At 70.6% G+C, this 24,559-nt stretch carries 25 protein-coding genes and 1 tRNA gene; 19 read left to right on the forward strand and 7 right to left on the reverse strand.

The window, feature by feature from the left end; translation table 11 throughout:
• The first annotated feature begins 6 nt into the window (after positions 1-6).
• The 4 genes from H7694_RS06555 to H7694_RS06570 all read left to right on the forward strand — a co-directional run bounded on the left by H7694_RS06555 (position 7) and on the right by H7694_RS06570 (position 4,702).
• Positions 7-948: an ROK family protein gene (locus H7694_RS06555; RefSeq protein WP_227468322.1), complete on the forward strand. Its 942-nt coding sequence runs from the start codon at positions 7-9 to the stop codon at positions 946-948.
• Positions 949-1,023: 75 nt separating this feature from the next.
• Positions 1,024-2,565, forward strand: coding sequence for a M81 family metallopeptidase (locus H7694_RS06560; RefSeq protein WP_193599106.1), 1,542 nt, complete (start codon positions 1,024-1,026; stop codon positions 2,563-2,565).
• A gap of 2 nt (positions 2,566-2,567) precedes the next feature.
• Entirely contained in the window at positions 2,568-3,914 is a 1,347-nt protein-coding gene (locus H7694_RS06565) for an alpha-L-fucosidase (RefSeq protein ID WP_193598720.1), read from the forward strand.
• Positions 3,911-4,702 carry a copper homeostasis protein CutC gene (locus H7694_RS06570; RefSeq protein ID WP_227468324.1) on the forward strand — a complete coding sequence of 264 codons (792 nt, stop codon included), beginning with the start codon at positions 3,911-3,913 and terminating at the stop codon, positions 4,700-4,702. Before H7694_RS06565 ends, H7694_RS06570 begins: the two co-directional genes overlap by 4 nt.
• 26 nt (positions 4,703-4,728) lie before the next feature.
• On the opposite strand, the gene H7694_RS06575 is transcribed toward H7694_RS06570, so the two are convergent.
• Entirely contained in the window at positions 4,729-5,655 is a 927-nt protein-coding gene (locus H7694_RS06575; RefSeq protein WP_193598721.1) for a hypothetical protein, read from the reverse strand.
• A 70-nt stretch (positions 5,656-5,725) separates the two neighbouring features.
• Here H7694_RS06575 and H7694_RS06580 point away from each other — a divergent pair, with 70 nt between their 5' ends.
• The 3 genes from H7694_RS06580 (at position 5,726) to serA (ending at position 8,365) form a co-directional block, all read left to right on the forward strand.
• The gene (locus tag H7694_RS06580; protein WP_193598722.1) at positions 5,726-6,259 is read left to right on the forward strand and encodes a DNA polymerase III subunit gamma/tau; all 534 of its coding nucleotides are present in this window, start codon (positions 5,726-5,728) and stop codon (positions 6,257-6,259) included.
• Complete coding sequence (locus tag H7694_RS06585) at positions 6,256-6,600, forward strand: hypothetical protein (RefSeq protein ID WP_193598723.1); 345 nt, start codon at positions 6,256-6,258, stop codon at positions 6,598-6,600. The genes H7694_RS06580 and H7694_RS06585 overlap by 4 nt, the downstream gene beginning before the upstream one ends.
• 145 nt (positions 6,601-6,745) lie before the next feature.
• Positions 6,746-8,365, forward strand: coding sequence for a phosphoglycerate dehydrogenase (gene serA / locus H7694_RS06590; RefSeq protein WP_193598724.1), 1,620 nt, complete (start codon positions 6,746-6,748; stop codon positions 8,363-8,365).
• 20 nt (positions 8,366-8,385) lie between these two features.
• Here the strand turns inward: serA and H7694_RS06595 are convergent, their stop codons facing one another.
• Positions 8,386-8,985 (reverse strand): TetR/AcrR family transcriptional regulator, encoded by a 600-nt coding sequence (locus tag H7694_RS06595; RefSeq protein WP_193598725.1) that lies wholly within the window; start codon positions 8,983-8,985, stop codon positions 8,386-8,388.
• A 120-nt stretch (positions 8,986-9,105) separates the two neighbouring features.
• Here H7694_RS06595 and H7694_RS06600 point away from each other — a divergent pair, with 120 nt between their 5' ends.
• From H7694_RS06600 to H7694_RS06640, 9 genes are all read left to right on the forward strand, one after another.
• The gene (locus H7694_RS06600) at positions 9,106-10,662 is read left to right on the forward strand and encodes an MFS transporter (RefSeq protein WP_193598726.1); all 1,557 of its coding nucleotides are present in this window, start codon (positions 9,106-9,108) and stop codon (positions 10,660-10,662) included.
• Positions 10,663-10,772: 110 nt separating this feature from the next.
• Positions 10,773-11,822: a 3-isopropylmalate dehydrogenase gene (locus H7694_RS06605; protein WP_193598727.1), complete on the forward strand. Its 1,050-nt coding sequence runs from the start codon at positions 10,773-10,775 to the stop codon at positions 11,820-11,822.
• Positions 11,823-11,867: 45 nt separating this feature from the next.
• A complete protein-coding gene (locus tag H7694_RS06610; RefSeq protein WP_193598728.1) occupies positions 11,868-12,968 on the forward strand; it encodes a branched-chain amino acid aminotransferase in 1,101 nt (366 codons plus the stop codon).
• A 164-nt stretch (positions 12,969-13,132) separates the two neighbouring features.
• A complete protein-coding gene (locus tag H7694_RS06615) occupies positions 13,133-13,909 on the forward strand; it encodes a fumarylacetoacetate hydrolase family protein (RefSeq protein ID WP_193598729.1) in 777 nt (258 codons plus the stop codon).
• On the forward strand, positions 13,906-15,165 hold the full coding sequence (locus tag H7694_RS06620) for an MFS transporter (protein WP_193598730.1): 1,260 nt from the start codon (positions 13,906-13,908) through the stop codon (positions 15,163-15,165). Before H7694_RS06615 ends, H7694_RS06620 begins: the two co-directional genes overlap by 4 nt.
• A 77-nt stretch (positions 15,166-15,242) precedes the next feature.
• Entirely contained in the window at positions 15,243-16,751 is a 1,509-nt protein-coding gene (gene gltX / locus H7694_RS06625; protein ID WP_193598731.1) for a glutamate--tRNA ligase, read from the forward strand.
• A gap of 27 nt (positions 16,752-16,778) precedes the next feature.
• Positions 16,779-18,095: a threonine/serine exporter family protein gene (locus H7694_RS06630; RefSeq protein WP_193598732.1), complete on the forward strand. Its 1,317-nt coding sequence runs from the start codon at positions 16,779-16,781 to the stop codon at positions 18,093-18,095.
• 124 nt (positions 18,096-18,219) lie between these two features.
• Positions 18,220-18,717: a lipocalin family protein gene (locus H7694_RS06635; protein ID WP_193598733.1), complete on the forward strand. Its 498-nt coding sequence runs from the start codon at positions 18,220-18,222 to the stop codon at positions 18,715-18,717.
• A gap of 91 nt (positions 18,718-18,808) precedes the next feature.
• Positions 18,809-18,880: transfer RNA gene (locus H7694_RS06640), tRNA-Gln, on the forward strand.
• A gap of 89 nt (positions 18,881-18,969) precedes the next feature.
• Here the strand turns inward: H7694_RS06640 and H7694_RS06645 are convergent.
• Both H7694_RS06645 and H7694_RS06650 read right to left on the reverse strand, forming a co-directional pair.
• Complete coding sequence (locus H7694_RS06645; protein ID WP_193598734.1) at positions 18,970-19,713, reverse strand: alpha/beta fold hydrolase; 744 nt, start codon at positions 19,711-19,713, stop codon at positions 18,970-18,972.
• A 97-nt stretch (positions 19,714-19,810) separates the two neighbouring features.
• On the reverse strand, positions 19,811-20,194 hold the full coding sequence (locus tag H7694_RS06650; protein WP_227468325.1) for a hypothetical protein: 384 nt from the start codon (positions 20,192-20,194) through the stop codon (positions 19,811-19,813).
• Positions 20,195-20,395: 201 nt separating this feature from the next.
• Between H7694_RS06650 and H7694_RS06655 the strand changes: the two genes are divergently transcribed.
• Both H7694_RS06655 and H7694_RS06660 read left to right on the forward strand, forming a co-directional pair.
• The gene (locus H7694_RS06655; protein ID WP_193598736.1) at positions 20,396-20,749 is read left to right on the forward strand and encodes a hypothetical protein; all 354 of its coding nucleotides are present in this window, start codon (positions 20,396-20,398) and stop codon (positions 20,747-20,749) included.
• A gap of 80 nt (positions 20,750-20,829) precedes the next feature.
• Positions 20,830-21,825: a pirin family protein gene (locus H7694_RS06660; RefSeq protein ID WP_193598737.1), complete on the forward strand. Its 996-nt coding sequence runs from the start codon at positions 20,830-20,832 to the stop codon at positions 21,823-21,825.
• Positions 21,826-21,850: 25 nt separating this feature from the next.
• Here the strand turns inward: H7694_RS06660 and H7694_RS06665 are convergent, their stop codons facing one another.
• The 3 genes from H7694_RS06665 to H7694_RS06675 all read right to left on the reverse strand — a co-directional run bounded on the left by H7694_RS06665 (position 21,851) and on the right by H7694_RS06675 (position 23,236).
• Complete coding sequence (locus tag H7694_RS06665; protein ID WP_193598738.1) at positions 21,851-22,201, reverse strand: GNAT family N-acetyltransferase; 351 nt, start codon at positions 22,199-22,201, stop codon at positions 21,851-21,853.
• Positions 22,198-22,671, reverse strand: coding sequence for a carboxymuconolactone decarboxylase family protein (locus tag H7694_RS06670; protein WP_193598739.1), 474 nt, complete (start codon positions 22,669-22,671; stop codon positions 22,198-22,200). Before H7694_RS06670 ends, H7694_RS06665 begins: the two co-directional genes overlap by 4 nt.
• Before the next feature lie 67 nt (positions 22,672-22,738).
• Entirely contained in the window at positions 22,739-23,236 is a 498-nt protein-coding gene (locus tag H7694_RS06675; protein WP_193598740.1) for an Lrp/AsnC family transcriptional regulator, read from the reverse strand.
• 113 nt (positions 23,237-23,349) lie between these two features.
• On the opposite strand from H7694_RS06675, the gene H7694_RS06680 reads away from it, so the two are divergent.
• On the forward strand, positions 23,350-24,543 hold the full coding sequence (locus tag H7694_RS06680) for a trans-sulfuration enzyme family protein (protein ID WP_193598741.1): 1,194 nt from the start codon (positions 23,350-23,352) through the stop codon (positions 24,541-24,543).
• Positions 24,544-24,559 lie beyond the last annotated feature (16 nt).

Below are 24,559 nucleotides of genomic sequence, written 5' to 3' on the forward strand. Positions count from 1 at the left end.
GCGATCATGGCAGGACCACACAGCACAGCCATGCCCGCAGACGGCACCCCGGTTCTCCTCGGTCTCGACATCGGCGGCACCAAGATCGCCGCTCTCATCGCCGATGAGAGCGGACGGATCCTCGCACGCGATGCGGTGACCGCCCCGGTCCGCGAAGGCGGAGCGGCGGTCGCGGATGCCGCGGCAGCCCTCGGCCTCGCCGTCGCGGGCGGCGCGCCGATCAGTTCGGCCGGTGTCGGCGCCGCCGGGGTGATCGACCACGAGACGGGCACCATCCGGGCCGCATCGGCGACCTTCGTCGACTGGGTCGGCTTCCCCCTGGCCGCCGAGCTCGGCGCGCGAATCGGTGCACCGGTCGTCATCGAGAACGACGTCAACGCGTTCCTCCTGGGCGAGGCGGCCGACGCAGCCGGCGACGTGCTCGGCGTCATGCTGGGCACCGGAGTCGGCGGCGCACTGATCGTCGACGGCGAGCTGCGTCGCGGCCCGCACGGCGCCGCGGGCGAGATCGGCCATACTCCCGGGTACGGCGAGCTGGTGTGCACCTGCGGGCAGGTCGGACACCTCGAGACCCTCGCCTCGGGCACCTCGATCGCTCGGCGCTACACCGAGCGCTCGGGCATCGGCATCCGCGGTTCCCGGGAGGTCGCCGACCGCGCGCGAGCCGGTGACCCGCACGCCCGCGAGGTGTTCCACGCCGCAGGCCGGGCGCTGGGGCTCGCCTGCGCCAGCGCCGCGACGCTGCTGGACCTGCCGACCGCGATCGTCGGAGGCGGCGTCACCCAGGCCTGGGACCTGCTGCGACCGGGCATCGACGACGCGCTGCGCACCGATGCCCCGGTCTCGGGCATCCCCCTCGGGATCCGCCCTGCGCGGCTCGGCGGCGACGCCGTCGCGCTGGGGGCGATCGAGGCCGCGCGCCGCTCCGCACCCATCCCCACCCACTGACAGCCCCACACTCATAGCCCCCACCACAGCGAGGATCGCACCGTGACCGAACGCCCCGAAGCCAGCGAGATCTGGATGGGCCTGCTGCCCGCCGTCGAGAACGGCGGGCTCGCCGCACCCCGCATCGGCATCGGGGGAATCTCGATCGAGTCGAGCACCTTCTCACCGCACGTCTCGGGCGACGAGGCCTTCACGATCCGCACCGGCGCCGACCTGATCGGCTACTACCCGTTCCTCGACGAGGGGCGCGAGCTCCGTGAGGCGGCGGACTGGGTGCCGATCCACCACGGCCGGTCGCTGCCGGGCGGCGCGGTGGCGCCGGCCACCTACGAGCGGATGAAGCACGCCATCGTCGACGGCATCCGCGACAGCATCCGCACCGGAGGCGCCTTCGACGGCTTCTTCTTCGACATCCATGGCGCGATGAGCGTCATCGGGATGCAGGATGCCGAGGGCGACCTCGCCCTCGCCGTGCGCGAGGCGCTCGGCCCGGCGACGCTTATCTCGACGTCGATGGACCTGCACGGCAACGTGTCCGAGGTGCTGCGCGACGAGGTCGACCTGCTGACCTGCTACCGGATGGCACCGCACGAGGACTGGCTGAACACCAAGGAGCGCGCGGTCTGGAACCTGCTCGCGCGGCTGCGCGGCGCGCACGGGGCCGACCCGCTGCAGCGGCGCCCGTTCAAGGCGTGGGTGCCGGTGCCGGTGCTGCTGCCGGGGGAGAAGACGAGCACCAGGCTCGAGCCCGCCGCGGGCCTGTACGCCGAGCTCCCCGGGATCGAGGCGCGTGACGGCGTCGTGGACGCCTCGATCTGGATCGGCTATGCGTGGGCCGACGAACCGCGCTGCCAGGCGTACGTCGTGGTGATGGGCGATGATCGCGACCTGATCGCCGCCGAGTCCGAGCGGCTCGCGCGCCGGTTCTGGGACGCCCGCGCCGACTTCGCCTTCGTCGCACCGACGGCCACACTCGACGGCGCGCTCGAGAAGGCGCTCGCACCGGATGCCGCCCGCCCCTACCTGATCTCCGACTCCGGCGACAACCCGACGGCCGGCGGAGCCGGCGACGTCACCTGGACCCTCACGCAGCTGCTCGCCCGCCCCGAGCTCACCGACGGCACCCGCACCACCCTGGTGGCATCGGTCTTCGACGCCGAGGCGGTGGCGGCGGCCCGGCAGGCCGGAGTCGGCGCGACGGTCGCGCTCACGGCGGGAGCCCGCGTCGACGACGGCCCGAGCGGACCGGCGAGCATCACCGGCACCGTGTTCTCGATCACCGACGGCGACCCGGTCGCCGGAACCCAAGCCGTCATCGCGGTCGGCGGACTGCACGCGATCATCACCTCCCGCCGCAAGCCCTTCCACCATCTCGACGACTTCCGCATGCTGGGACTGGACCCCGAGTCGGCCGACCTCGTCGTCGTGAAGATCGGCTACCTCGAGCCCGAGCTGTACGACCTCGCCGCCGACTGGACGCTCGCACTGACGCCGGGCGGTGTCGACCAGGATCTGCTGCGCCTCGGACACCACCGCCTCGCGGCAGGGGTGTATCCCTTCGACACCACCGGAAACCCGCCGCTGACCGCGCACATCAGCCGCCGACAGGAGATCTGACCATGCTGAGCTTCGAGACCCGCACCGGCCCCGACTTCGGCGCCGATGCTCCCGTCTATCCCGCCAACGGCGTTCCGGAGTGGTATCGCGACGCCAAGCTCGGCTTCTTCGTGCACTGGGGCTTGTACTCGGTGCCGGCGTGGGCCGTGCGGCACGGCGAGGGCGTGAACATCCCCGCCGAGGATGCGTACGCCTGGCACCAGTACGCCGAGTGGTACGGGAACACCGTGCGCATCGCGGGCAGCCCCACCTGGGAGCGGCACCAGCGCCTCTACGGCGCCGGCACCTCGTACGAGGACCTCGCCGATCTGTGGGACGCCTCGGCGTTCGACGCCGACGCGTTCGTGGGCGAACTGGTCGGCGCCGGGGCGAAGTACGTCATCCCCACCACAAAGCATCACGAGGGCTTCTGCCTGTGGGACACCCCGTCGACGGGATTCAACTCGGTCGACCGGGGCCCGCGTCGCGACCTGATCGGCGAGTTCCACGACGCGACCCGCCGTGCAGGGGCGCGCTTCGGCGTCTACTACTCGGGCGCCCTCGACTGGCACGTCAGCGACTTCCCGCCGATCGAGTCCGACACCGACCTGTTCCGCTTCCGCCGCAACGACGAGCATTTCGCGCGCTACTCGGCCGCCCAGCTCGAGGAGCTCATCGAGCGGTTCTCACCCGATGTGCTCTGGAACGACATCGAGTGGCCCGACGGCGGCAAGGGGCGCGAGGACTACGCGGTGGCCGCCCTGCTGTCGCGCTACTTCGACGCCGTGCCCGACGGGGTGGTGAACGACCGCTGGGGCGTTCCGTACCACGGCTTCCTCACGCGCGAGTACCGCGACATCCCCGGCATCCTCGAAAGCCCGTGGGAGTCCACGCGCGGTCTGGGATACTCGTTCGGCTTCAACCAGGACGAGGATGAGCGGCACTCGCTGTCGGGCGCCGAGCTGATCCGGATGCTGGTCGATGTCGTCTCGAAGAACGGCAACCTGCTGATCAACGTCGGCCCGGCCGCAGACGGCACGATTCCCGCCCTGCAGCTCGCGGCGATGCGCGAGATGGGTGCATGGCTGGCGCAGAACGGCGATGCGGTCTACGGCACTCGTCCGTGGCTCCGCTTCGGTGAGGCGACCGGTGCGCCGGTGCGGTACACGTCCTCGTCCCAGGGCGTGCACGTGCACGCCCTCGACCCGGCCGCAGGCGACCTCGTCCTGCCCGCGGAGCTCGCCGGAGGCGAGGCACGCTGGTCGGACGGCACGCCCGCCGAGCGGAGCGTCCGCGGCGACGGCACCGTCGTGCTGGCGGTCCCCGCCGGTCTGCGAGGCGGTCCGGTGGCCACGGCGACGGTCGGATGACCGGCCCCAACGAGACGGTGGCGCAGACCGAGCACCGCCGGCAGCCGATGGACCGCGTGCAGCTCGAGATCGCGGTGCAGGATGCCGCAGGCGCCCGCACCGCGTTCGCGGCCGGCGCCGATCGCGTCGAGCTCTGCCAGGCCCTCGCCGAGACCGGGGGCCTCACGCCGTCGGCCGCGACGGTCGACGCGGTGCTGGAGGCCGCCGGCCACCCCGGCCGGGTCGCGGTGCTCGTGCGGCCGCGCCCTGGAGGGTTCGTCTACGACGCGGACGACGTCGCGCTCGTCGCCGCGGACGTCCGCGAGATCGTGCGCCGGGGCGCGGGCGGAGTCGTGGTCGGCGCGCTGACCCGCGACGGCCGTGCGGATGCCGAGGCGCTGCGGCGCTGGACGGATGCCGCGGACGGCGCCGAGGTCGTCTTCCACCGCGCGATCGACACGCTCCCCGAACCCGCGCGTGTGATCGACGAGCTGGCCGCCCTCGGCATCCGCCGTGTGCTGACCAGCGGCGGGGCGGCCCGCAGCATCGACGGGCTGAACGCCCTCGAGTCGCTCGTGCGGGCGTCGGCGGGGCGCGTGCAGATCATGGTCGGCGGGGGAGTGCGCGTGCAGGACGTGCCGCAGTTCGTCGCGGCCGGCGCGGATGCCGTGCACCTCTCGGCACGACGGCCGTCGGGCGATACCGCTGCGAGCGGCCCCGGCGGCGGTGCCGCCGGGTTCGACGTCACCGACCCGCAGATCGTCGCCGCCGCGCGCATCGCACTGGATGCGGCGCAGCCCACGCGGTAGATCTCAGGCGGACCGCTTCGTGGGGCTCACTCCGCCGGGGCGTCCTCGATCTCGATCGGCGCCTCGTCACCCGCCGCCCACACGGGTGCGGGAAGGGTCGTGGCCTGCCCGTCCCGGATCTGCCGCAGCGCGGTGACGATCTCGTCGGCGTTCTCGGGCACCGGGCGTCCGCACGCGTTCAGCTCCGACGCGAACTCCAGCGTGAGGCGGGTCTTGCCTGCCTCCACGGCCTCGGCGGTCGTGCCGTAGAGGATCTCGCTGCCGGTCTGGATGTCGGGCACCTGATCGCACACGTGGTAGACGCCACCGCCGGCGACCCAGGTGACCTCATCCTCACCGAGCAGCTGGATCACGGCCGACTGATCGGCGGTGTACTCCTCGACCGACGCCGGATCGAAGTCGATGCCGATGAACGCAGCCACGGCGGCGAGCACGATGCCGACAATGCCCGCCGTCGCCTTCTGGCCCTTGTCCATGTCCTTGTTCAGGAAGATCAGGATGATCAGCGGCAGGAAGGCGATGATCGCGATGATCGCGCCGAGCTGGTTCTGCACGAAGAACCGCACGGTGTCCGACCTGCTCGCGGGGTCGAGCCTGTTCGCCTTCTTCCACAGCACCGATCCGGTGATCGACAGCGCCGCGATGACCACGAGCAGCACCAGCAGCGTGATGAACGCCCACTGCGGGAAGGTCGCGGTGACACCGCGTTCCTCGAGCAACCCGGTGTCGGGGTCGCGCACGAGGGTGCCCTCCTTGCCCGAGAACTCGCGCTGACGCAGCAGCCAGAAGATGGCGATGCCCTCGGCGATGATCGCGACGGCCCACAGTGCCGCGGCGATCCAGCGGAAGGTGGTGGCCTTCCTCTTCGACTCCGGCGTCGGCTTCCAGCCCCGCGAGACGCCTGCGCCGTCTCCGGCGCCGGCCTCGGCCGCCCTGCTGCTGCTCTCTGTCACGGTGACCTCCCGGTGCGATGTGCCACTGAGCCTAGTGGGAGGGGATTGCGCGCGTCGCTACGCTGGGATCATGAATTCGGATGCCGACGACGACGCGCTGAGCTGGGACGGCGACGACGCGCTGGAGGCGCGCCGCCCTGAGCGGCCGCGCAGGGCCGAGCACGCGCGGAAGGAGCAGCCGCGCACGGAGCGGCCAGGCGAGGCGGCGCCCGCGGGTGCCGCGCCCGCGGCATCCGCTCCTGCGGCATCCGCTCCTGCGGCATCCGCTCCCACGACGGAACCGGATGCCGACGATGAGCCACGCGGCATCGGAACCGTGAGCCTGGTGCTGCTCGGCATCCTCGGCGGGATCTACCTGCTCTACACCGTCGGCTGGATCATCGGGGGCCTGGGGATGCAGTCGCGCGCGCTGTTCATGCTGCCCGCACCGCTGTACCTGGCGGGCCTGTGGGTCGCCGTGCTCGCCCCCGCGCTGTGGTTCGCGAGCGTGCTGCTGCTCACCCGGCACTCGAGCGAGTGGGTGCGGTTGACCGGACTCGTCGTCGGAGCCCTGCTGCTCGTGCCCTGGCCGTTCGTCGTCGCCGGGGGAGGAGGAGCACTGTGACCCGGGATGCTCTCTCGCCGCACGCCGAGCCGTCGGCATCGCGCCTGCTGCGCGGAATCCTCACCGGCCTGCTCGGGCTGGCCTACGCCTTCATCGTCTGGACCGCCGTGTTCTACCTGATGCAGATGGCGCAGGTCGGCATCAGCGGCTACGGATGGCTGGTGCTGCTGCTGCCCGCGGTCGTGCCGGTGATCGTCTTCGCCGCCGGTTTCGCCCTGAGCAGGCGACGCGGCCTCGGTGCGTTCACGGTGACGATGCTCGCCGGTCTCGCGCTGAGCGCGGTGTTCTGGCTCGACACACTCAGCTACGCGATCCGCAACGGCGCCGACCTGCTCGGCTGAGACTCGCACGGATGCCCGCCCGGGGGCCGTCGCACCGCGTCACGCGGTCGGGGAGGGCCTCCGTGCTGCGGTAAAGTGTGTCCCGATCGCGCCCCCACGGCGTGCGGCGCATCGGCTCCCCGACCGTGCTGCCCGAAGGATCCCTGTGACGAATCAGTCTGCGACCAAGCCCGTCGTCCTCCTCGCCGAGGTGCTCTCTCCTGCGACGGTCGAGGCGCTCGGCCCCGACTTCGATGTGCGTGAGGTCGACGGCACCGATCGCGAGGCGCTGTTCGCCGCTCTCGCCGACGCGAACGCCGTGCTCGTCCGCTCCGCGACCCGCATCGACGCCGAGGCCCTCTCGCACGCACCCAAGCTGAAGGTCGTCGCACGCGCCGGCGTCGGCCTCGACAACGTCGACATCAAGGCCGCGACCACCGCCGGTGTCATGGTGGTCAACGCGCCCACCTCGAACATCGTCTCGGCGGCCGAGCTGACCATCGGTCACATCCTCAGCCTCGCGCGCCGCATCCCCGCCGCACACGCCTCGCTGGCAGGCGGCGCCTGGAAGCGCAGCGCGTTCACCGGCGCCGAGCTGTTCGAGAAGACCGTCGGCATCGTGGGCCTGGGCCGCATCGGCGCCCTGGTCGCCGCGCGCCTGAACGCCTTCGACATGCGCGTGATCGCCTACGACCCCTACGTCACCAGCGCCCGCGCGCAGCAGCTGGGCGTGCAGCTGGTCTCGCTCGACGAGCTCGTCGCCGAGGCCGACTTCCTCACCATCCACATGCCCAAGACACCCGAGACGACCGGCATGATCGGTGCCGAGCAGTTCGCGGCGATGAAGCCGACCGCGTTCGTCGTCAACGTCGCGCGCGGTGGCCTGATCGACGAGGAGGCCCTGCACGAGGCCCTCGTCGCGGGCGAGATCGCCGGCGCAGGCCTCGACGTGTTCACCTCCGAGCCGCCGGCTGAGGGTGGCAGCGCGCACGCGCTGCTCGACCTGCCGAACGTCGTCGTCACGCCGCACCTCGGCGCCAGCACCGACGAGGCGCAGGAGAAGGCAGGCGTCTCCGTCGCCCGCTCGGTGCGCCTCGCCCTCGGCGGCGACCTCGTGCCGGATGCCGTCAACGTCGCCGGCGGTGTGATCGACCCGTACGTGCGCCCCGGCATCGCCCTGGTCGAGAAGCTCGGCCAGATCTTCTCGGCGCTGTCGCAGGCACCGCTGACGAGCCTCGACGTCGAGGTGCACGGCGAGCTCAACGACTACGACGTGAGCGTGCTCAAGCTCGCCGCGCTCAAGGGCGTCTTCACGAACATCGTCAGCGAGACGGTGTCGTACGTGAACGCCCCGCTGCTGGCCGAGCAGCGCGGCGTCGCCGTGCGGCTGCTCAAGGACGACATCAGCGAGGAGTACCGCAACGTCATCACGCTGCGCGGCGCCCTCTCCGACGGCTCGCAGCTGTCGGTGTCGGGAACGCTCACCGGCCCGAAGCAGATCGAGAAGCTCGTCGAGATCGACGGCCACGCCATCGAACTGCCCATCGAGAAGCACCACGTCGTGATGATGTACACCGACCGCCCCGGCATCGTGGCCGTCTACGGCCAGAAGTTCGGCGAGGCCGGCATCAACATCGCCGGTATGCAGATCGCGCGACAGGCGGCGGGCGCTCAGGCGCTCAGCGTGCTCACGCTCGACTCGCCCGTCACCGACGAGCTGCTCTCCGACATCAGCGAGGCGATCGACGCCGACCTGTTCCGCCAGATCGAGATCACCGAGGTCTGACCCGGCGGGATCGCCGGGGCTCAGCCCTTGTCCGACGGCGCGGACTCCGCATCCTGCGGGGTCCGCGCCGTCCTTTCGACGACCAGCGCGACCAGGCGCTCGAGAGCGGCGCCCGAAGGCACGAACTCGCCGAACCCGCCCGGCTCCTGACCGGCCTCGGCCAGCGAGTTGTTGAAGTACAGCCCGTCGCTGAGCAGCATCACCAGATCGAGCGACGCCTCATCGCGCACGTGCCCGCGGATCACCTCGGCCCAGCGTGCACGTTCGCGGCGCAGCGCCGCCGACGCGACGGGAGATCCGCCCTGGGCGAGACGGGTCGTGGCGATCAGGGCGCGGTCGAGGGCGTCATCCTCCATCACCGACGTGCGCACGTAATACGCGACCGGACCCTCATCGGCCGCACGCATGCGCTCGAGATCATCGTCGGTCAGTGATTCCAGGCGCGCGACGAGCGCGGTGGCGAGATCGTCCTTCGAAGCGAAGTGGTACAGCAGACCGCCCTTCGAGACACCTGCTGCCTTCGCCACCGCGTCGAGGGTCGCAGCGCGCTCGCCCTCGCGGATGAGGATGCTCTCGTACGCATCGAGTACGCGCTCGCGGGCAAGCGGGGGACGGGCCATGGGCAGTTCTCCTTCACAGGCGGGAACGGTTTCACAGGCGGGAACAGTGATCCACAGACCGGAACAGTGATCCTCGTGATACTGTACCAGCCGGACGGTTCAGTAATCGAGAGGATCATCATGTCCACCACCGGAATCATCGCGCTCGTGCACGAGGGCGAGGGGCCCCGTGCCGGTGCGCGCGGGTGGGCGGCACTGGCCGTGCTCATGCTCCCGGTGCTGCTCGTCTCGGTCGACAACACGGTGCTGGCCTTCGCGCTGCCCGAGATCTCGCTGGCCCTGCAGCCCAGCGGTGCCGAGCAGCTGTGGATCATCGACGTCTACTCACTCGTGCTCGCGGGACTTCTGGTCACCATGGGCGTGCTCGGCGACCGCTTCGGACGCCGCCGGATGCTGCTGATCGGCGCCTCCGGATTCGCGGTCGTCTCCGCTCTGGCCGCGCTCGCGCCGACCGCCGGGCTGCTCATCCTCGCGCGCGCAGCGCTGGGCTTCTTCGGTGCGATGCTCATGCCCTCGACGCTGTCGCTGCTGCGCACCATCTTCCGCAACCGCGATCAGCGCCGGCTGGCGATCGCCGTGTGGGCATCCGCGTTCTCAGCGGGCTCGGCGCTGGGGCCGGTCGTCGGCGGCTTCCTGCTCGAGCACTTCGCATGGGGATCGGTGTTCCTGGTGGCGGTTCCCGTGCTGATCCCGCTGCTGATCGGCGGACTGTGGCTGCTGCCCGAGAGCCGCGATCCGGCACCGGGGCGGGTCGACCCGATCGGCATCCTGCTGTCGATGGCGGCGATGATCCCCGCGGTCTTCGCCATCAAGTCGTTCGCAGTCGACGGTCCGAACCTCACCGCGGCCGTCCTGCTGGCCGCCGGCGTCGCGGCCGGTGCGTTCTTCGTGCGCAGGATGCAGCGCGCCGAGAACCCGATGCTCGACATGACCCTGTTCCGGCGGGGCGGATTCAGCGGTGCGATCCTCGTCAACCTGCTCAGCGTGATCGCCCTCGTCGGCTTCCTGTACTTCGTCTCGCAGCAGCTGCAGCTGGTGATCGGGCTCTCGCCGATGGCCGCGGGTCTCGCGCTCGTGCCGGGCATGGCGGCGATGATCGTCGCCGGGCTCTCGGTCGTGCCGATCTCGCGCCGCGTGCCACCGCACATCGTGGTTCCCGCCGGCCTGTCGCTTTCCGTGCTCGGCTACGTCATCGTCGCGGCGACGGCCGGGCTCGGCAGCGTCGGATGGCTGCTGGCAGCGTTCGTCGTGCTGGGCATCGGCATCGGCGCGGCCGAGACCATCTCGAACGAGCTGATCCTGGCGCACGCGCCGCCCGAGAAGGCAGGCGCGGCCAGTGCCGTCTCCGAGACGGCGTACGAACTGGGCGCGGTGCTCGGCACGGCGGTGCTGGGCGGGATCATCACCGCCTTCTATCGCGGTGCGCTCGTGGTGCCCGAGGGCCTGCCACCGGCATCCGCCGCCCATGCGCGCGAGACTCTCGCCGGGGCGTTCGCCGAGGCGCAGGAGCTGCCGGCCACCATCGGCGGCGCACTGTGGGATGCCGCGACCGCGGCGTTCGGCTCGGGCGTGGTGACCACCTCGATCATCGGCGCGCTGCTCGTCGCCGCGGCGATGGTCATCGCGATCCTCACTCTGCGGCCTACTCCGCGGCCCGTTCGCCGCGGCGTGCGCTGAGCGGCATCCGGGTGTGACGCACAGTCGGGAGGGCTGTGCCGTCGCGACTACGCTGGAGGCAGCGTCCGCAGCGACCCGCGCGGCGGACAGCCGTGGTGCAAGGGAGATCCATGTCGCGCGTCGTGAAACTGGCCGTCATTCCGGGAGACGGAATCGGCCGTGAGGTCATCGCCCAGGCCGAGCGCGTGCTCGACGCCGTCACCGCCGGCAGCGATGTCACGTTCGAGAAGACGCCGTTCTCGCTCGGCGCCGACCGCTACCTCGCCACCGGCGACACGCTGACGGATGCCGACCTCGACGCGATCCGCTCGCACGATGCGATCCTGCTCGGCGCCGTCGGGGGCGTGCCCGGCGACCCGCGCCTGAAGGACGCCAACATCGAGCGCGGCCTGCTGCTGAAGCTGCGGTTCGAACTGGACCACTACGTGAACCTGCGCCCGTCGAAGCTGTTCGCCGGTGCGCCTGGCCCGCTGTCGAACCCCGGCGAGATCGACTTCGTCGTCGTCCGCGAGGGAACCGAGGGGCCGTACGTCGGCAACGGCGGCAGCATCCGCACCGGCACCCCGCACGAGATCGCCAACGAGACCAGCGTGAACACCGCCTTCGGTGTGGAGCGTGTGGTCCGCTACGCCTTCGACCTGGCCGAGCGCCGCCGCAAGAAGCTCACGCTCGTGCACAAGACCAACGTGCTCGTGCACGCCGGCGCGATCTGGAAGCGCGTGGTCGATCAGGTGGCGTCGGAGCACCCCGACGTGGCCGTAGACTATCTGCACGTCGACGCGGCCACGATCTTCTTCGTGACAGACCCCTCCCGCTTCGACGTGATCGTCACCGACAACCTCTTCGGAGACATCCTCACGGATCTGGCAGGCGCCGTCACCGGTGGCATCGGCCTCGCCGCATCGGGCAACATCAACCCCGACGGCGCCTTCCCCTCGATGTTCGAGCCCGTGCACGGTTCGGCCCCGGACATCGCGGGTCAGCAGAAGGCGGATCCCACCGCGGCCATCCTCTCCGTCGCGCTGCTGCTCGATCACCTCGGGCTGCGCGACGAGGCCGCACGCGTGCAGCGTGCGGTCGAACAGGACATCGCGGCCCGTGAGGGCAGCCGCAGCACCAGCGAGACCGGCGACGCCGTGCTCGCCCTGCTGCAGGCGTAATCTGACAGTACGCGCGCGTCGCCGCATCCGGATCGAGGACACCACATGACCGACACCACGACCAGCCCAGCCACCGCCGAGCTCACCTTCGCGGTCACCAAGAACCTGGCCGCCAAGAGCCCCGCCCAGCGCGAGGAGATCCTGCAGAACCCTGGGTTCGGCACGAACTTCACCGACCACACGGTCGACATCTGCTGGTCGGAGAAGGGCGGCTGGCACCGTCCGCGTGTCCAGCCCTACGGCCCGATCTCGCTCGACCCGGCCGCGGCGGTGCTGCACTACGGTCAGGAGATCTTCGAGGGCATCAAGGCATACCGGCACGCCGACGGGTCGATCCACACCTTCCGGCCCGACCGCAACGCCGCCCGCCTGCAGAAGAGCGCACGACGCCTGGCCCTGCCCGAGCTGCCGACCGAGTACTTCATCCAGTCGCTGCGCGAGCTCATCGCCGTGGATGGCGACTGGGTGCCCTCGGGCGCCGACCAGAGCCTGTACCTGCGCCCGTTCATGTTCGCCAAGGAGGCGTTCCTGGGTGTGCGCCCGGCGAAGAAGGTGGCCTACTACGTCATCGCCAGCCCCGCCGGAGCCTACTTCTCGGGTGGTGTGAAGCCCGTGCGCATCTGGCTGAGCGAGGACTACGCCCGTGCGGGCAAGGGCGGCACGGGTGCGGCCAAGACCGGCGGCAACTACGCCTCGAGCCTGCTGCCGCAGTCGGAGGCGTATGAGAAGGGCTGCGACCAGGTCGTCTTCCTCGACGCGGACCGCAACGTGGAGGAGCTCGGCGGCATGAACGTCGTGTTCGTCTACAAGGACGGTCGCGTGGTCACGCCCGCATCGGACTCGATCCTCGAGGGCATCACGCGCGACTCGCTGCTGCAGCTGGCCGAGGACCGCGGGCTGACCGTCGAGCGCCGTCCGGTCTCGCTCGGCGAATGGCGCCAGGGCGTGGCATCCGGTGACATCGTCGAGGTGTTCGCCTGCGGCACCGCCGCCGTGGTCACCCCGATCGGCGCGCTGGTCTCGAGCGAGTTCGAGGACGAGCAGCCGGTGGGCGAGCTGGCACTGTCGCTGCGCGAGGAGCTCACCGACATCCAGTACGGCCGCCGCGAGGACAAGCACGGCTGGCTGCTCCGCCTCGACGCCTGACCCCCCTTCTCCCTCTCCTCTCTTCTCTCTCCTCTCTTTTCTCTCCGCCGAGACCCCTCCTGAGCGTCGAGACCCCTCGTGAATCACGCGAATCACGAGGGGTCTGGGCAACCATGAGGGGTTTCGGCGGGAGAGGAGCGGCGCGCGGCGATTAGGCTGTCTGGGTGAAGATCGCACGGTTCAGCCACAGCGGCACCATCCGGTACGGCATCGTCGACGACGGCGAGCTGGTGGTCCTGGACGGCGACCCGATGTTCGCAGGGTTCGAGACGACGGGGGAGCGCGTTCCCGTGGCGGATGTCGCGCTGCTCGCGCCGGTCATCCCGCGATCGAAGGTCGTGTGCGTGGGCCGCAACTATCACGATCACGCCGCCGAGTTCGGCAACGTGGCCCCCGAGGAGCCGCTGCTGTTCCTCAAGCCGAACACCTCGGTGATCGGCCCCGGCGACAGAATCCTGCGTCCGGCGATCTCGGAGCGCACCGAGTACGAGGGCGAACTGGTCGTCGTGATCGGACGCATCGCGAAGAACGTCCGCGCCGAGGACGCGCTCGACCACGTGTTCGGCTACACCGTGGGCAACGACTTCACCGCCCGTGACATCCAGCGCAAGGATGGCCAGTGGACGCGCGGCAAGGGCTTCGACACGTTCTGCCCGCTCGGTCCGGTGATCGAGACCGAGTTCGACGTCGCGGATGCCCGCATCGAGACGCGCGTGAACGGCGAGGTGCGCCAGCAGGCGCCGCTGACCGACATGATCCACTCGGTCTCCGAGATCATCGCGTACGCCTCGGCGGCGTTCACCCTGCTGCCGGGAGACGTCATCATGACCGGCACGCCGGCGGGCGTCGGCCCCGTCGTCGCCGGTGACGAGATCGAGATCGAGGTCACCGGCATCGGCACACTCCGCAACGCCGTGCGCGACGCGGTTCCGGCCTCGTGAACACCCACACGCTCGACCAGCTCTCCGCGATCCAGCGCCGCACCGTCCTGGTGCTGTCACTGGGGCAGGTGCTCGGTGGCATCGCCTTCGGCGCCACGGTCTCACTCGGCGCGCTGCTGGCGGCCGATCTGTCCGGCGACGACGCCCTGTCGGGGCTGGCGACGGCATCCGTCACCCTCGGGGCGGCGGCGTTCGCGATCCCGCTCGCGCGATTCGCCGCGCGTCGCGGCCGTCGGCTGTCGCTGACGGCCGGCAACCTGCTCGCCCTGGCCGGCATCGCCATCGTGATCACCGCCGCCGCGCTGCGGGTGTTCCCGCTGCTGCTGGCGGGCATCATCCTCATCGGCATGGGCAACGCCGGCAACCTGCAGTCGCGCTTCGCCGCCACCGACCTGGCCGCTCCCCAGCACCGCGGACGCGACCTGTCGATCGTGGTCTGGTCGACGACCATCGGCGGGGTCGCCGGCCCGCTGCTGCTCACCCCCGGTGAGGCGCTGGGGCATCTGATCGGGATGCCGCCTCTGACCGGTTCGTACCTCTTCTCGCTCGTCGCGCAGACGGCCGCGCTCCTCCTGTACCTGGTCGCGCTGCGCCCCGATCCGCTGCTGACCGCGCTGCGCGTGGCGGGCGGGCCGGCCACGGCATCCGCGCTGGGCGCCGAGATCGACCGCCCCGTGGTCGCGCGCTACGCGATCTTCGCCGTCTCGGGATCGCACGCGGTGATGGCCTCGGTGATGGCCATGACGCCGATCCATCTGTCGCACATGGCTCACAGCGCGGGCGGCGGCGAGGCATCGAGCACTGACGTCACTCTGCTGGTCGGCTTCACGATCGCGCTGCACGTGGCCGGCATGTACGGGCTCTCGCCGCTGTTCGGCATCCTCGCCGACCGCTGGGGGCGCGTGCAGGTCGTGCTGCTCGGCCAGGCGATGCTCGCGGCATCCCTGCTGTTCGCGATCTTCGCCGGCGAGAGCGCGGTGGGCGTGATGATCGCCCTCACGCTGCTCGGCCTCGGCTGGAGCGCGGCGACCGTCGCGGGCGCCGCCCTGCTGACCGAGTCGTCGACGGTGCCGATGCGTCCGCGCCGTCAGGGCATCAGCGACTCGCTGATGAGCCTCACCGCCGCAGTCGGCGCCGCCGGCGCCGGCGTGGTGCTCACCTCCTTCGGATACGCCGGGCTCGGAGTCGTCGCACTGGTGATCGTCATCGCGATCGCGGCGCTGTCTCCGCTGGGTCGGATCCGCGCCGCCGCATGACGACGGCGCGGCGCGGCGCCGCACCGGACTGTGCACGCCACAGAGCCTCGCACCCGCCCCGATAGAATCGACGGGATATGGCTACCGTGCACCCACTCACCACCACCGCGACCGGATCCGACGTCCGTGTGCGCTTCTGCCCCTCGCCGACCGGCCTGCCGCACGTCGGCATGGTGCGCACGGCGCTGTACAACTGGGCGTACGCCCGTCACAACGGCGGCAAGCTGATCTTCCGCATCGAGGACACGGATGCTGCGCGCGACAGCGAGGAGAGCTTCCTGCAGCTCGTCGATGCGCTGACCTGGATGAACATCGACTGGGACGAGGGTGTCGAGGTCGGCGGCCCGCACGCCCCGTACCGCCAGTCCGAGCGGCACGACATCTACCGCGAGGTGATCGAGAAGCTCAAGGCCACCGGTGCCGTCTACGAGAGCTACTCGACCGCCGAGGAGATCGACGCGCGCAACGAGGCCAACGGCCGCGCCAAGCAGCTCGGCTACGACAACTTCGACCGTGACCTCACCGACGAGCAGAAGAACGCGTTCCGCGCCGAGGGCCGCCAGCCGGCGCTGCGGCTGCGCGTGCCCGATGAGGACCTCACCTACGTCGACCTGATCCGCGGCGAGGTCACCTTCCCGGCCGGCTCCTTCCCCGATTTCGTCGTGGTGCGCCCCAACGGCGTGCCGCTGTACACGTTCGTCAACCCGGTCGACGACGCCCTGATGGGCATCACCCACGTGCTGCGCGGCGAGGATCTGATGCCCTCGACCGCCCGCCAGCTCGCCCTGTACGACGCGCTGATCCAGGCCGGTGTCACGACGTTCGTGCCGCGCTTCGCACACATGCCGCTGGTGCTGGGTGAGACCGGCAACAAGAAGCTCTCCAAGCGCGACCCGCAGGCCGACCTGTTCCTGCACCGCGAGCGCGGCTTCATCCACGAGGGACTGCTGAACTACCTGGCGCTGCTGGGCTGGTCGATCGGTCCCGACCGCGACATCTTCTCGCTCGAGGAGTTCATCGCCGCGTTCGACATCGTCGACGTGAACCCGAACCCGGCCCGCTTCGACCAGAAGAAGGCCGAGTCGATCAACGGCGACCACATCCGGATGCTGGGTGAGCGAGACTTCGCCGAGCGGATGCTGCCGTACCTGGCCGCCGCGAACGTGTTCGGCGGTGAGCCGACGCACGAGCAGATCGTGCTGGCCTTCCGGGCCGCGCCGCTCGTGCAGGAGCGGATGCAGCTGCTGGGCGAGGCGCCCGGCATGCTCGGCTTCCTGTTCACCGACGAGGTCGTCTACGAGGACGACGCGCTCAAGGGCCTTCCGGCGAACGCCGCCGAGGTACTCGCCGCGTGCGTGACCGCACTCGAGCCGGTGGAGGACTTCACTCCGGATGCCGTTCAGGCAGCGCTCTCGGCGAAGCTGGTGGACGAGGTCGGCCTCAAGCCGCGCGTCGCCTACGGTCCGCCGCGCGTCGCCCTCACCGGGCGTCGCGTGTCGCCGCCGCTGTTCGAGTCCATGGAGCTGCTCGGCAAGGACGAGACGCTGCGTCGCCTGCGGGCGCTGGGGGAGCACCTCGGTCGCTGACCGGGCACACGGGACGGGATCGCCGCCATGAGAGCTCGGACGGATGCCGGGATGCCGGCGGCCGAGACCGATGTCATCCTCGGTGATCTCGGCGTGCTGCTGCTGGAGTGCGGCACCTCGGTCACCGACGTGCGCGGTTCGCTCGAACAGGTGAGCCGGCGCGCGGCGCCGGACGCGTCGCTGGAGTTCGCGATCCTGCCCGAGCTCGTGATGGTGAGCCGGCCCGGTGCGGCGTCGGCGACGACCACCGTGATCGGCAAGGGGGAGGCGCTGACCTTCCGCCAGTCCGCGAAGGCCAGCCGGCTCGTGCACGACCTCGAGTCGGGCGCGGCGTCGCTGGCCGAGGCACCCGGCCGGATGGCCCGAATCCGTGCGACACCGCGGCATCTGCCGGGTCTGCAGAACGTGCTGGGTTGCGGGCTGCTGTCGCTGTCGCTGGCGGCGCTGTTCCGCTGCCCGTGGTGGGCAGTCGTGCTCGCGCTGCTCGTGGGACTGGTCGTAGGAGCCCTGACCATGCTCATGATGCGGGTGCGGGCGGCGGCGGCAGTGGCACCGTTCGTCTCGGCATTCGTTTCGACGATCCTGGTCGGCACGATCGCGGGGATGCTGGACCTCGGACCCGTGCCGCTGTTCGCGGTGTGTGCGCCGATCGCGATCCTCGTCCCGGGTGCGCTGATCACGAACGCGCTGCTCGAACTGACCTCGACCGACATCGTCACAGGCGCGTCCCGGCTGATGTACGGGCTGATCATGCTGGCGTTCATGGCGGCGGGCGTGTACTCGGGGGCCGCGCTGACGGGACTGCGCATCGATTCGGCATCCGCAGCCCTGGTCGGTGAAGCCGTGCAGCTGACCGGAGACGACGGCGGGGGAGGGTGGGATGCCCTGCCGTCCCTGTGGGCGACCTGGCCGGCCGTGATCGTGCTGGCGATCGGCATCGGGCTCGCGTTCGGCTCAGGATTCCGGCTGACCGTCGTCTGCGTGGTCGTGATGACCGGCACCTACGCGGTGCTCGCACTGGTGAGCACGCAGGTGGGCAGTGTGGTGGCCGTCGGTGTCGCGGCCGCCGTGCTGTTCGTCGCCGCGCGCGTGCTGGAACGGGTGACGCTGGCGATCCCGGCGACGGTGTCGTTCCAGCCGGCGTTCCTGCTGCTCGTGCCGGGCACGATCGGCCTGGTCGCGCTGGCGAGCTTCGACGCCCAGGCCCTGGTGTCGGCGCCGATGATGTTCCTCAGCCTGTGCATCGGTACGAAGGTCGGCGCGCTGCTGGCCGATCTCGCGCGCATCACCCGGTCGACGGTGTTCCGGCGGTGGGTCGAACCCGCGCGCATGGGTGAGCTGTGACGGTGGCACGCCGGTAGCCGAACCCTGCTCGCGCCCGCAAGCCCGTTCGCATCCGCGGGCCGGTTCCGTAACGTGGCACGCGACCGGAGGCACGGATTGGACGCCACGGGATCGGAGGAGACTCATGGACGACGGTGAAGTGCGCTCGGTGCCCGCGCTCGAGCTGGGCCGCTACCTCGGCCTGTGGTACGAGATCGGCCGGCTGCCGCTGCGGCATGAGGATGAGGACGCCCGCGACATCACGGCGGAGTACACGCTGGACGACGACGGCACGGTGCGGGTCGACAACCGCTGCCTCGACGACGACGGCGAGCCCACGCAGGCTGTCGGTCAGGGCGTGCCGGACCAGGAACACCCTGGGCGGCTAAAGGTGACGTTCCTGCCCGAGGCGCTGCGATGGATCCCGTTCACGCACGCCGACTACTGGGTGCTGCGTGTGGACGAGGACTATCAGCACGCGCTCGTCGGTACGCCTGACCGCAAGCACCTCTGGTTCCTCGCGCGCGAGGCGAAGGTGACGGATGCCGTGGAGAAAGACTTCCTCGCCACGGCTCATGAGCAGGGCTTCGACCTCGATGACTGGGTCCGCCCGGAGCAGTCCGGCCGTGTCGTGCAGGTCTGAGCACGCCACGCCCGGGGCGACCGTGTCGATTCGCCATCTGTGCTCGGCTCGGGTAAGCTTGAACCTCGGTGCGGGGTTCCGATTCCGCCCTTGGGGTATGGTGTAATTGGCAACACGGCTGATTCTGGTTCAGTTGTTCTTGGTTCGAGTCCAGGTACCCCAGCAAGACGAAGACCCCCGCCTGAGCGGGGGTTTTGTCGTCTCGTCAGACGTTCTGCTCCGCCTTGCGAGCGATCGGTCCGACCGTGAAACTCAGGAATCCGGCAACGCCAGCCACGCTCCGAGCCTCTGGGCGAACCACTCCGGTCGCTGCAGCGGGATGCCGTGACCGCATCCCTCCACGATCTGCAGCTCGCTGCTGGGCAGCGCGCGGTGCAGCACACGCGCCGACGCCTGCATGAAGCCTCGCTCCCGGCTTCCCGCGAGCACGAGCGCGCGGCCGGGGAACTCACTCCAGGCCGGCGGCACCGTGAATCGGATGTTCTCGCCGACGCTCGCGACCAGCGTGCTGGTCGACACGAGCGCCGAGGTGCGCACGTAGTCGTCCATCAGCGTCGGCGGGACGAACAGCTCGCGGGCCTGCAGCCGCGCGAATGACGGGATGCGGGCCAGCGGGGCCGCCGCGCGCAGCATCCCCAGCAACGGTCCTGCCGCGCGGGTCGGGATCGCCTGCGCGCTGACCACCACGACCCGATCGACGAGATCGGGCCGCTGCGCGGCCAGCAACACGGCGAGCTGCGCGCCGAGCGAGAACCCGACCACGGCGAGTGGCTCACCTGCGCGGCGCTCAACCATCTCCGCGAGCGCCTGAACTGTCTCGGCGTGCGACGCGTACGGCATCCCGGCACTGCGGTCGTGGCCGGGCAGATCCGGCAGGATGCCGTGGATGCCGGGCAGCAGATCCGTCGTCGGACGCCACATCCAGCCGCCCACACCGCCTCCGTGCAGGAAGAGGACGGGACGCCCGTCCGGGGTTCCGGATTCCCCCACGTGCATGAGTCCGCCTCGCGTTCCATCGACCTATCTGCCGGCCGCGAGGATCGTTCTCCGGCCCGTCACCAGTCAATCAGAGCGGGCGCGCAGGCCGGCGCCGTCAGCCGGGAACCCGCATCCACACGATCGAGACGCAGACGGCCATGCCGGCCAGCGCCACCACGGCCATGGCCAGCATGCAGCCGGCCAGCCAGCGCCGCCGCGCCAGGTGCGCGTGAACCGTGAAGCGCACGACGAACATCGCCGCGAGCAGTGCGATCAGCAGCACACCGGTGACGAGCGCCACGGCGGCGGCGGCGCCGCCGGACGCCACGATGCCGATCAGCGGGATCAGGCACAGCGCGACGAAGATGCCGGAGCAGACCAGCCAGATCACCCCGGAGGAGGTCCGCAGGGCCGGCTGGTTCGTGACCATCGTCGGGTCCGATGGTGATCCGGGAATCCGGTCCTCCGGGATGCGGTGCGACATCGCGGGTTTTCTCATGCCGTCAGCATCCCGCCGCCGGGCCCGACAGACCACGGGCTGGACTCCGCGCCCCGCTCGCGCTATGGAGAGACAGGCCGTCCGGTACCACTCGACCCGCCGGTCGGCCAGACCCTTCCGCATGGACGTGCCCCGCAGCATCGTCGACCGGGTGAGAAAGCCCCGGCGCGCGCCGGGGCCCCACGGAGAGGAGCAGGAGAGATGACCGTTCAGCTGAACAAGGATGCGCTGTCGCACGCCCGCGGCCTGCTGCGCGACGGTGAGGTGGTGCGTGACGAACGCGACGACTGGAGTGAGCACGCGCCGAGCACCGACGACGAGAACGCGTTCATCGAGGAGCACGGGATGGCGGAGTTCGCGCGCTGGCATCTCGGCGAGGACACCGATGAGAACACCGATACGAAGGGGCGGTACCGCTTCCCGTACGGCGACTTCCACCGTCTGCACCGGTGCGCGGTGATCTCGGCCGAGAGCCGGGCCGGCCAGTATCACCACGAGTCGATCGAGAGCGCGCTGAAAGAGCTTCTCGAGGGCATCGACGAGAAGGGCGACTGATCGCCGCACGTCCACCCTCGAGGCGGGGACGCTGGGTACGCTGACTTGCAGCAGTCCACCGGACGACGAGGAGCGCGCGCATGACCAATCTGGAGAAGAACCCGACGGAGAGCGTGCTCGAGCCGGGGCAGCCGTGCATCGACGTCGAGGTGCTCACTCCGCGCGAGGTGCCCCTCGGCGGATTGCGGGCGATGACCGTGTACCGGACGCTTCCGCAGAAGCGGCGATCCCTCGTGGGCGCCTGGTGCTTCCTCGACCACTACGGCCCCGACGACGTCGCGCAGACCGGCGGGATGGAGGTGCCGCGGCATCCGCACACCGGACTCGCCACGGTGTCATGGCTGTTCACCGGGCGCATCGATCACCTCGACTCCAACGGCATCGCGGCGCCGGTGCTCCCCGGTGAGCTGAACCTCATGCTCGCCGGCAGCGGCATCACCCACCAGGAGATCAGCACGCCCGACACCACGGTGCTGCACGGCGTGCAGCTCTGGTACGCGCTGCCCGACTCCACCCGCTTCACCGACAAGCACTTCGAGCACTACGCACCCGAGCCCGTGCAGCTGCCAGGCGTCACACTGCGCGTGTTCATCGGGTCGCTCGCCGGATCCACGTCGCCGGTCGACACCCGCACCCCCGATCTGCTCGGCGCCGAGCTGATGCTCGAGCCCGGGGCGGAGGTGACCCTGGACGTGCGCACCGACTTCGAGCACGCCGTGCTCGCCGAGACCGGCTCGCTCACCGTCAACGGCACGTCCGTCGAGCACCGCGCCCTCGGATACGTGCCCATCGGCTCCGACACGCTGCGCATCAGCGCCGGACCGGATGGGGCGCGGGCGATCCTGCTGGGTGGCGTGCCGCTCGGTGAGCAGATCGTGATGTGGTGGAACTTCATCGGGCGCAGTCACGACGAGATCGTCGAGTACCGACGCCGCTATCAGGCCGAGCTCGGATTCGAGCCCGCCGACCCGCGCGATGAGGGCAAACCTGCCCTGTTCGGCCCGTTCGCCGAGGGGCAGCGCGCCCCGCTTCCCGCGCCGCCGCTGCCGACCGTTCGGCTGCGACCGCGCGAGTAGCCGCGGAGGAACCGCGTGAGGCGGCTCAGTCCGCCGCGGCCCGCACGGCGTCGATGTGCTCAGGCAGGGGCTGGACGATGTGCTCGTCGTACTCCGGATGCTTGGGAACCCAGGCCACGACGTAGGGGCACACCGGCACGACGCTCATGCCGGACGCGATGGTGTCCTCCACCACCGCCCGCACGAGCACCGACGCCAGGCCCTGACCGCCGTAGTCCGGTGAGACCAGCGTGTGGTACAGCACCCGATCGCCGCCGACGTCGACGAATGACTCCTCGCCGATCTCGATCGACGAGGCGCCGTCCTCGCCCCGGTCGAGCAGCACGTAGCGTGACTGCCCGGCGAGCTTCTCGACGACGAAGCGGTCGGCGGTCATGACAGCACCTTCCCGTCCGCGCCGCGCGGGCGCACCGGATGCTCGCTGAGGATCGAGATCCGGTTGAACGTGTTGATCGTGAGCGCCACCCATTCGGCTGCGGCGAAGACCGCGTCACCGAGCACGCTGCGGGCGCCGGCGAGGTCGGCCTTGGACTCCTCGCTCAGCGGCATCCGGGTCGCCGCCTCGGCGATCGCCAGGACGGCGGTCTCGCGCTCGTCGTACAGCGTCGTCTCGCGCCAGGCCGGCAGCAGGTCGAGCTTCTGCTGGGTGATGCCCGAGTTGCGTGCCTCACGCGAGTGCAGATCCAGGCAGAACGCGCACGCGTTGATCTGCGACGCCCGCACCTTGATCAGCTCGGTCTCCTGCAGCGTCAGCCCGTGAGCCTTTGCATGCTCGGCCACGACCGTGGAGTAGGCCGCGACGGACTTCCATACCTCGGGGGCGGACTTGTCCAGATAGGGGCGCATGGTTCTCCTCATCGTCGGCGGGCACAGAGCCCGCGATCTTCCCGCATCAACCTCGTGCGCGGCATGGTCATTCCCTCGTCCGGCGGTGCGGCACGACACCCGCACCGTCACGCAGCTCGAACACGAGCTGGGTCTCCGTCGCCCGCACCACATCATGCACCGTGATGTGCTCGAGCACGATGTCGCGCAGCGCGCCGGCATCAGGCACCGCGACGTGCACGAGGAAGTCGTCCGCCCCGGCGATGTGGAACACCTGCAGCACGCCGGCGGTCGCGGCGAGCGCGTCGAACAGGGCATCCACGCCGGCCTTGCTGTGGTTCGCCAGCCGCACCCGGATCATCGCTTGCACGGGGGCGCCCAGCGCTGCGGGATCGACCACGAGGCGGACGCCTGCGATCACTCCGCGGGCGCGCAGCGAACGCACCCGGAAGGCGCAGGTCGACGCCGGGATGCCGAGGGTCGCCGCCAGCTGCTTGACGGGCGCATCGGGCCGCGCGGAGAGCTCGGCCAGGATGCGGAGGTCCAGCTCGTCCACCGCCGAGGGAGTGCCCTGCGCTGCGCCCAAGTTCCACTCCCTGCGATCGGCGGCGATTGCTCATCCAACAACCTACGCGACCTGCCCGCGCGATCGCGACAACCCGGGTGGAACTCCGTCGCCCGCAGGAGCATCCTGGTGCCATGTCCGACCTTCCGCTGCATCCCGACACCGTGGCCGTCCACGCCGGCCGCTCCGACTTCGGCGCACTGGGCGTGCACGCCGCGCCCATCGACCTGTCGTCGACGAACCCGCTGCCCGATATCCTGCACGGCGGTGACTCCTACGAGTCGATGGCTACGGGGGGACATCCGCTGCCGGACGGCGGGAACGTTTACGCACGACTGTGGAACCCGACCGTGGCGCGGTTCGAAGAGGCACTGGCCGAGCTCGAGCACGCCGAGGCGTCCGTCGCGTTCGGATCCGGCATGGCGGCGATGACCGCCGCGATCCTCTCGCACACCACGGCCGTCGGAAAGCATCACATCGTGGCGGTGCGCCCGCTGTACGGCGGCACCGACCACCTGCTCGACTCCGGGCTGCTGGGCGTCGAGGTCACCTTCTGCGATGAGGATGCCGTCGCCGCCGGCATCCGCCCCGACACCGGGCTGATCGTGCTCGAGACGCCGGCGAACCCGACGCTCGACCTCGTCGACATCGCCGCCGTCGTCGCGCAGGCGGACGGTGTGCCGGTCGTGGTCGACAACACCTTCGCCACCCCGCTGCTGCAGAACCCGCTCGACCTGGGCGCGGCGATGTCGCTGCACAGCGCGACGAAGTACATCGGCGGTCACGGCGACGTCATCGCCGGCGTCATCGCCTGCTCCGAGCAGACTGCCCAGGCCCTGCGCCGGGTGCGCGCCATCACCGGTGCGCTGCTGCATCCGCTCGGCGCCTACCTGCTGCACCGGGGGCTCGCGACCCTGCCGGTGCGCCTGCAGGCGCAGCAGGCGAACGCCCGCACGCTGGTCGAACGGCTGCACGGAAACCCCGCGATCGCCGAGATCCGCTATCCCGAGCTCGACGACGTGCGCGGGCTCGTCGGTCGCCAGATGCGCGGAGGCGGAGCGATGATCTCGATCCGCCTCGCCGGCGGATACGCCGCAGCCGAGGCGCTGACCGGCGCGGTGCGGCTCTTCACCCATGCGGTGTCGCTCGGCGGCGTCGACTCACTGATCCAGCATCCGGCCGCCCTGACGCACCGGCCCGTCGCGCCCGAGGCGCGCCCGGGCGCCGACATCGTGCGGCTGTCGATCGGCCTCGAGAACGTCGACGACCTGCTCGCCGACCTCGAGCAGGCGCTGGTGAAGGCCGGCAGCGTCGTGCCCGTGGGCTGACGCCTCGGCGCGGCAT

Source organism: Microbacterium sp. YJN-G, from assembly GCF_015040615.1.
In the GTDB taxonomy this organism is placed as follows: Bacteria; Actinomycetota; Actinomycetes; order Actinomycetales; family Microbacteriaceae; genus Microbacterium.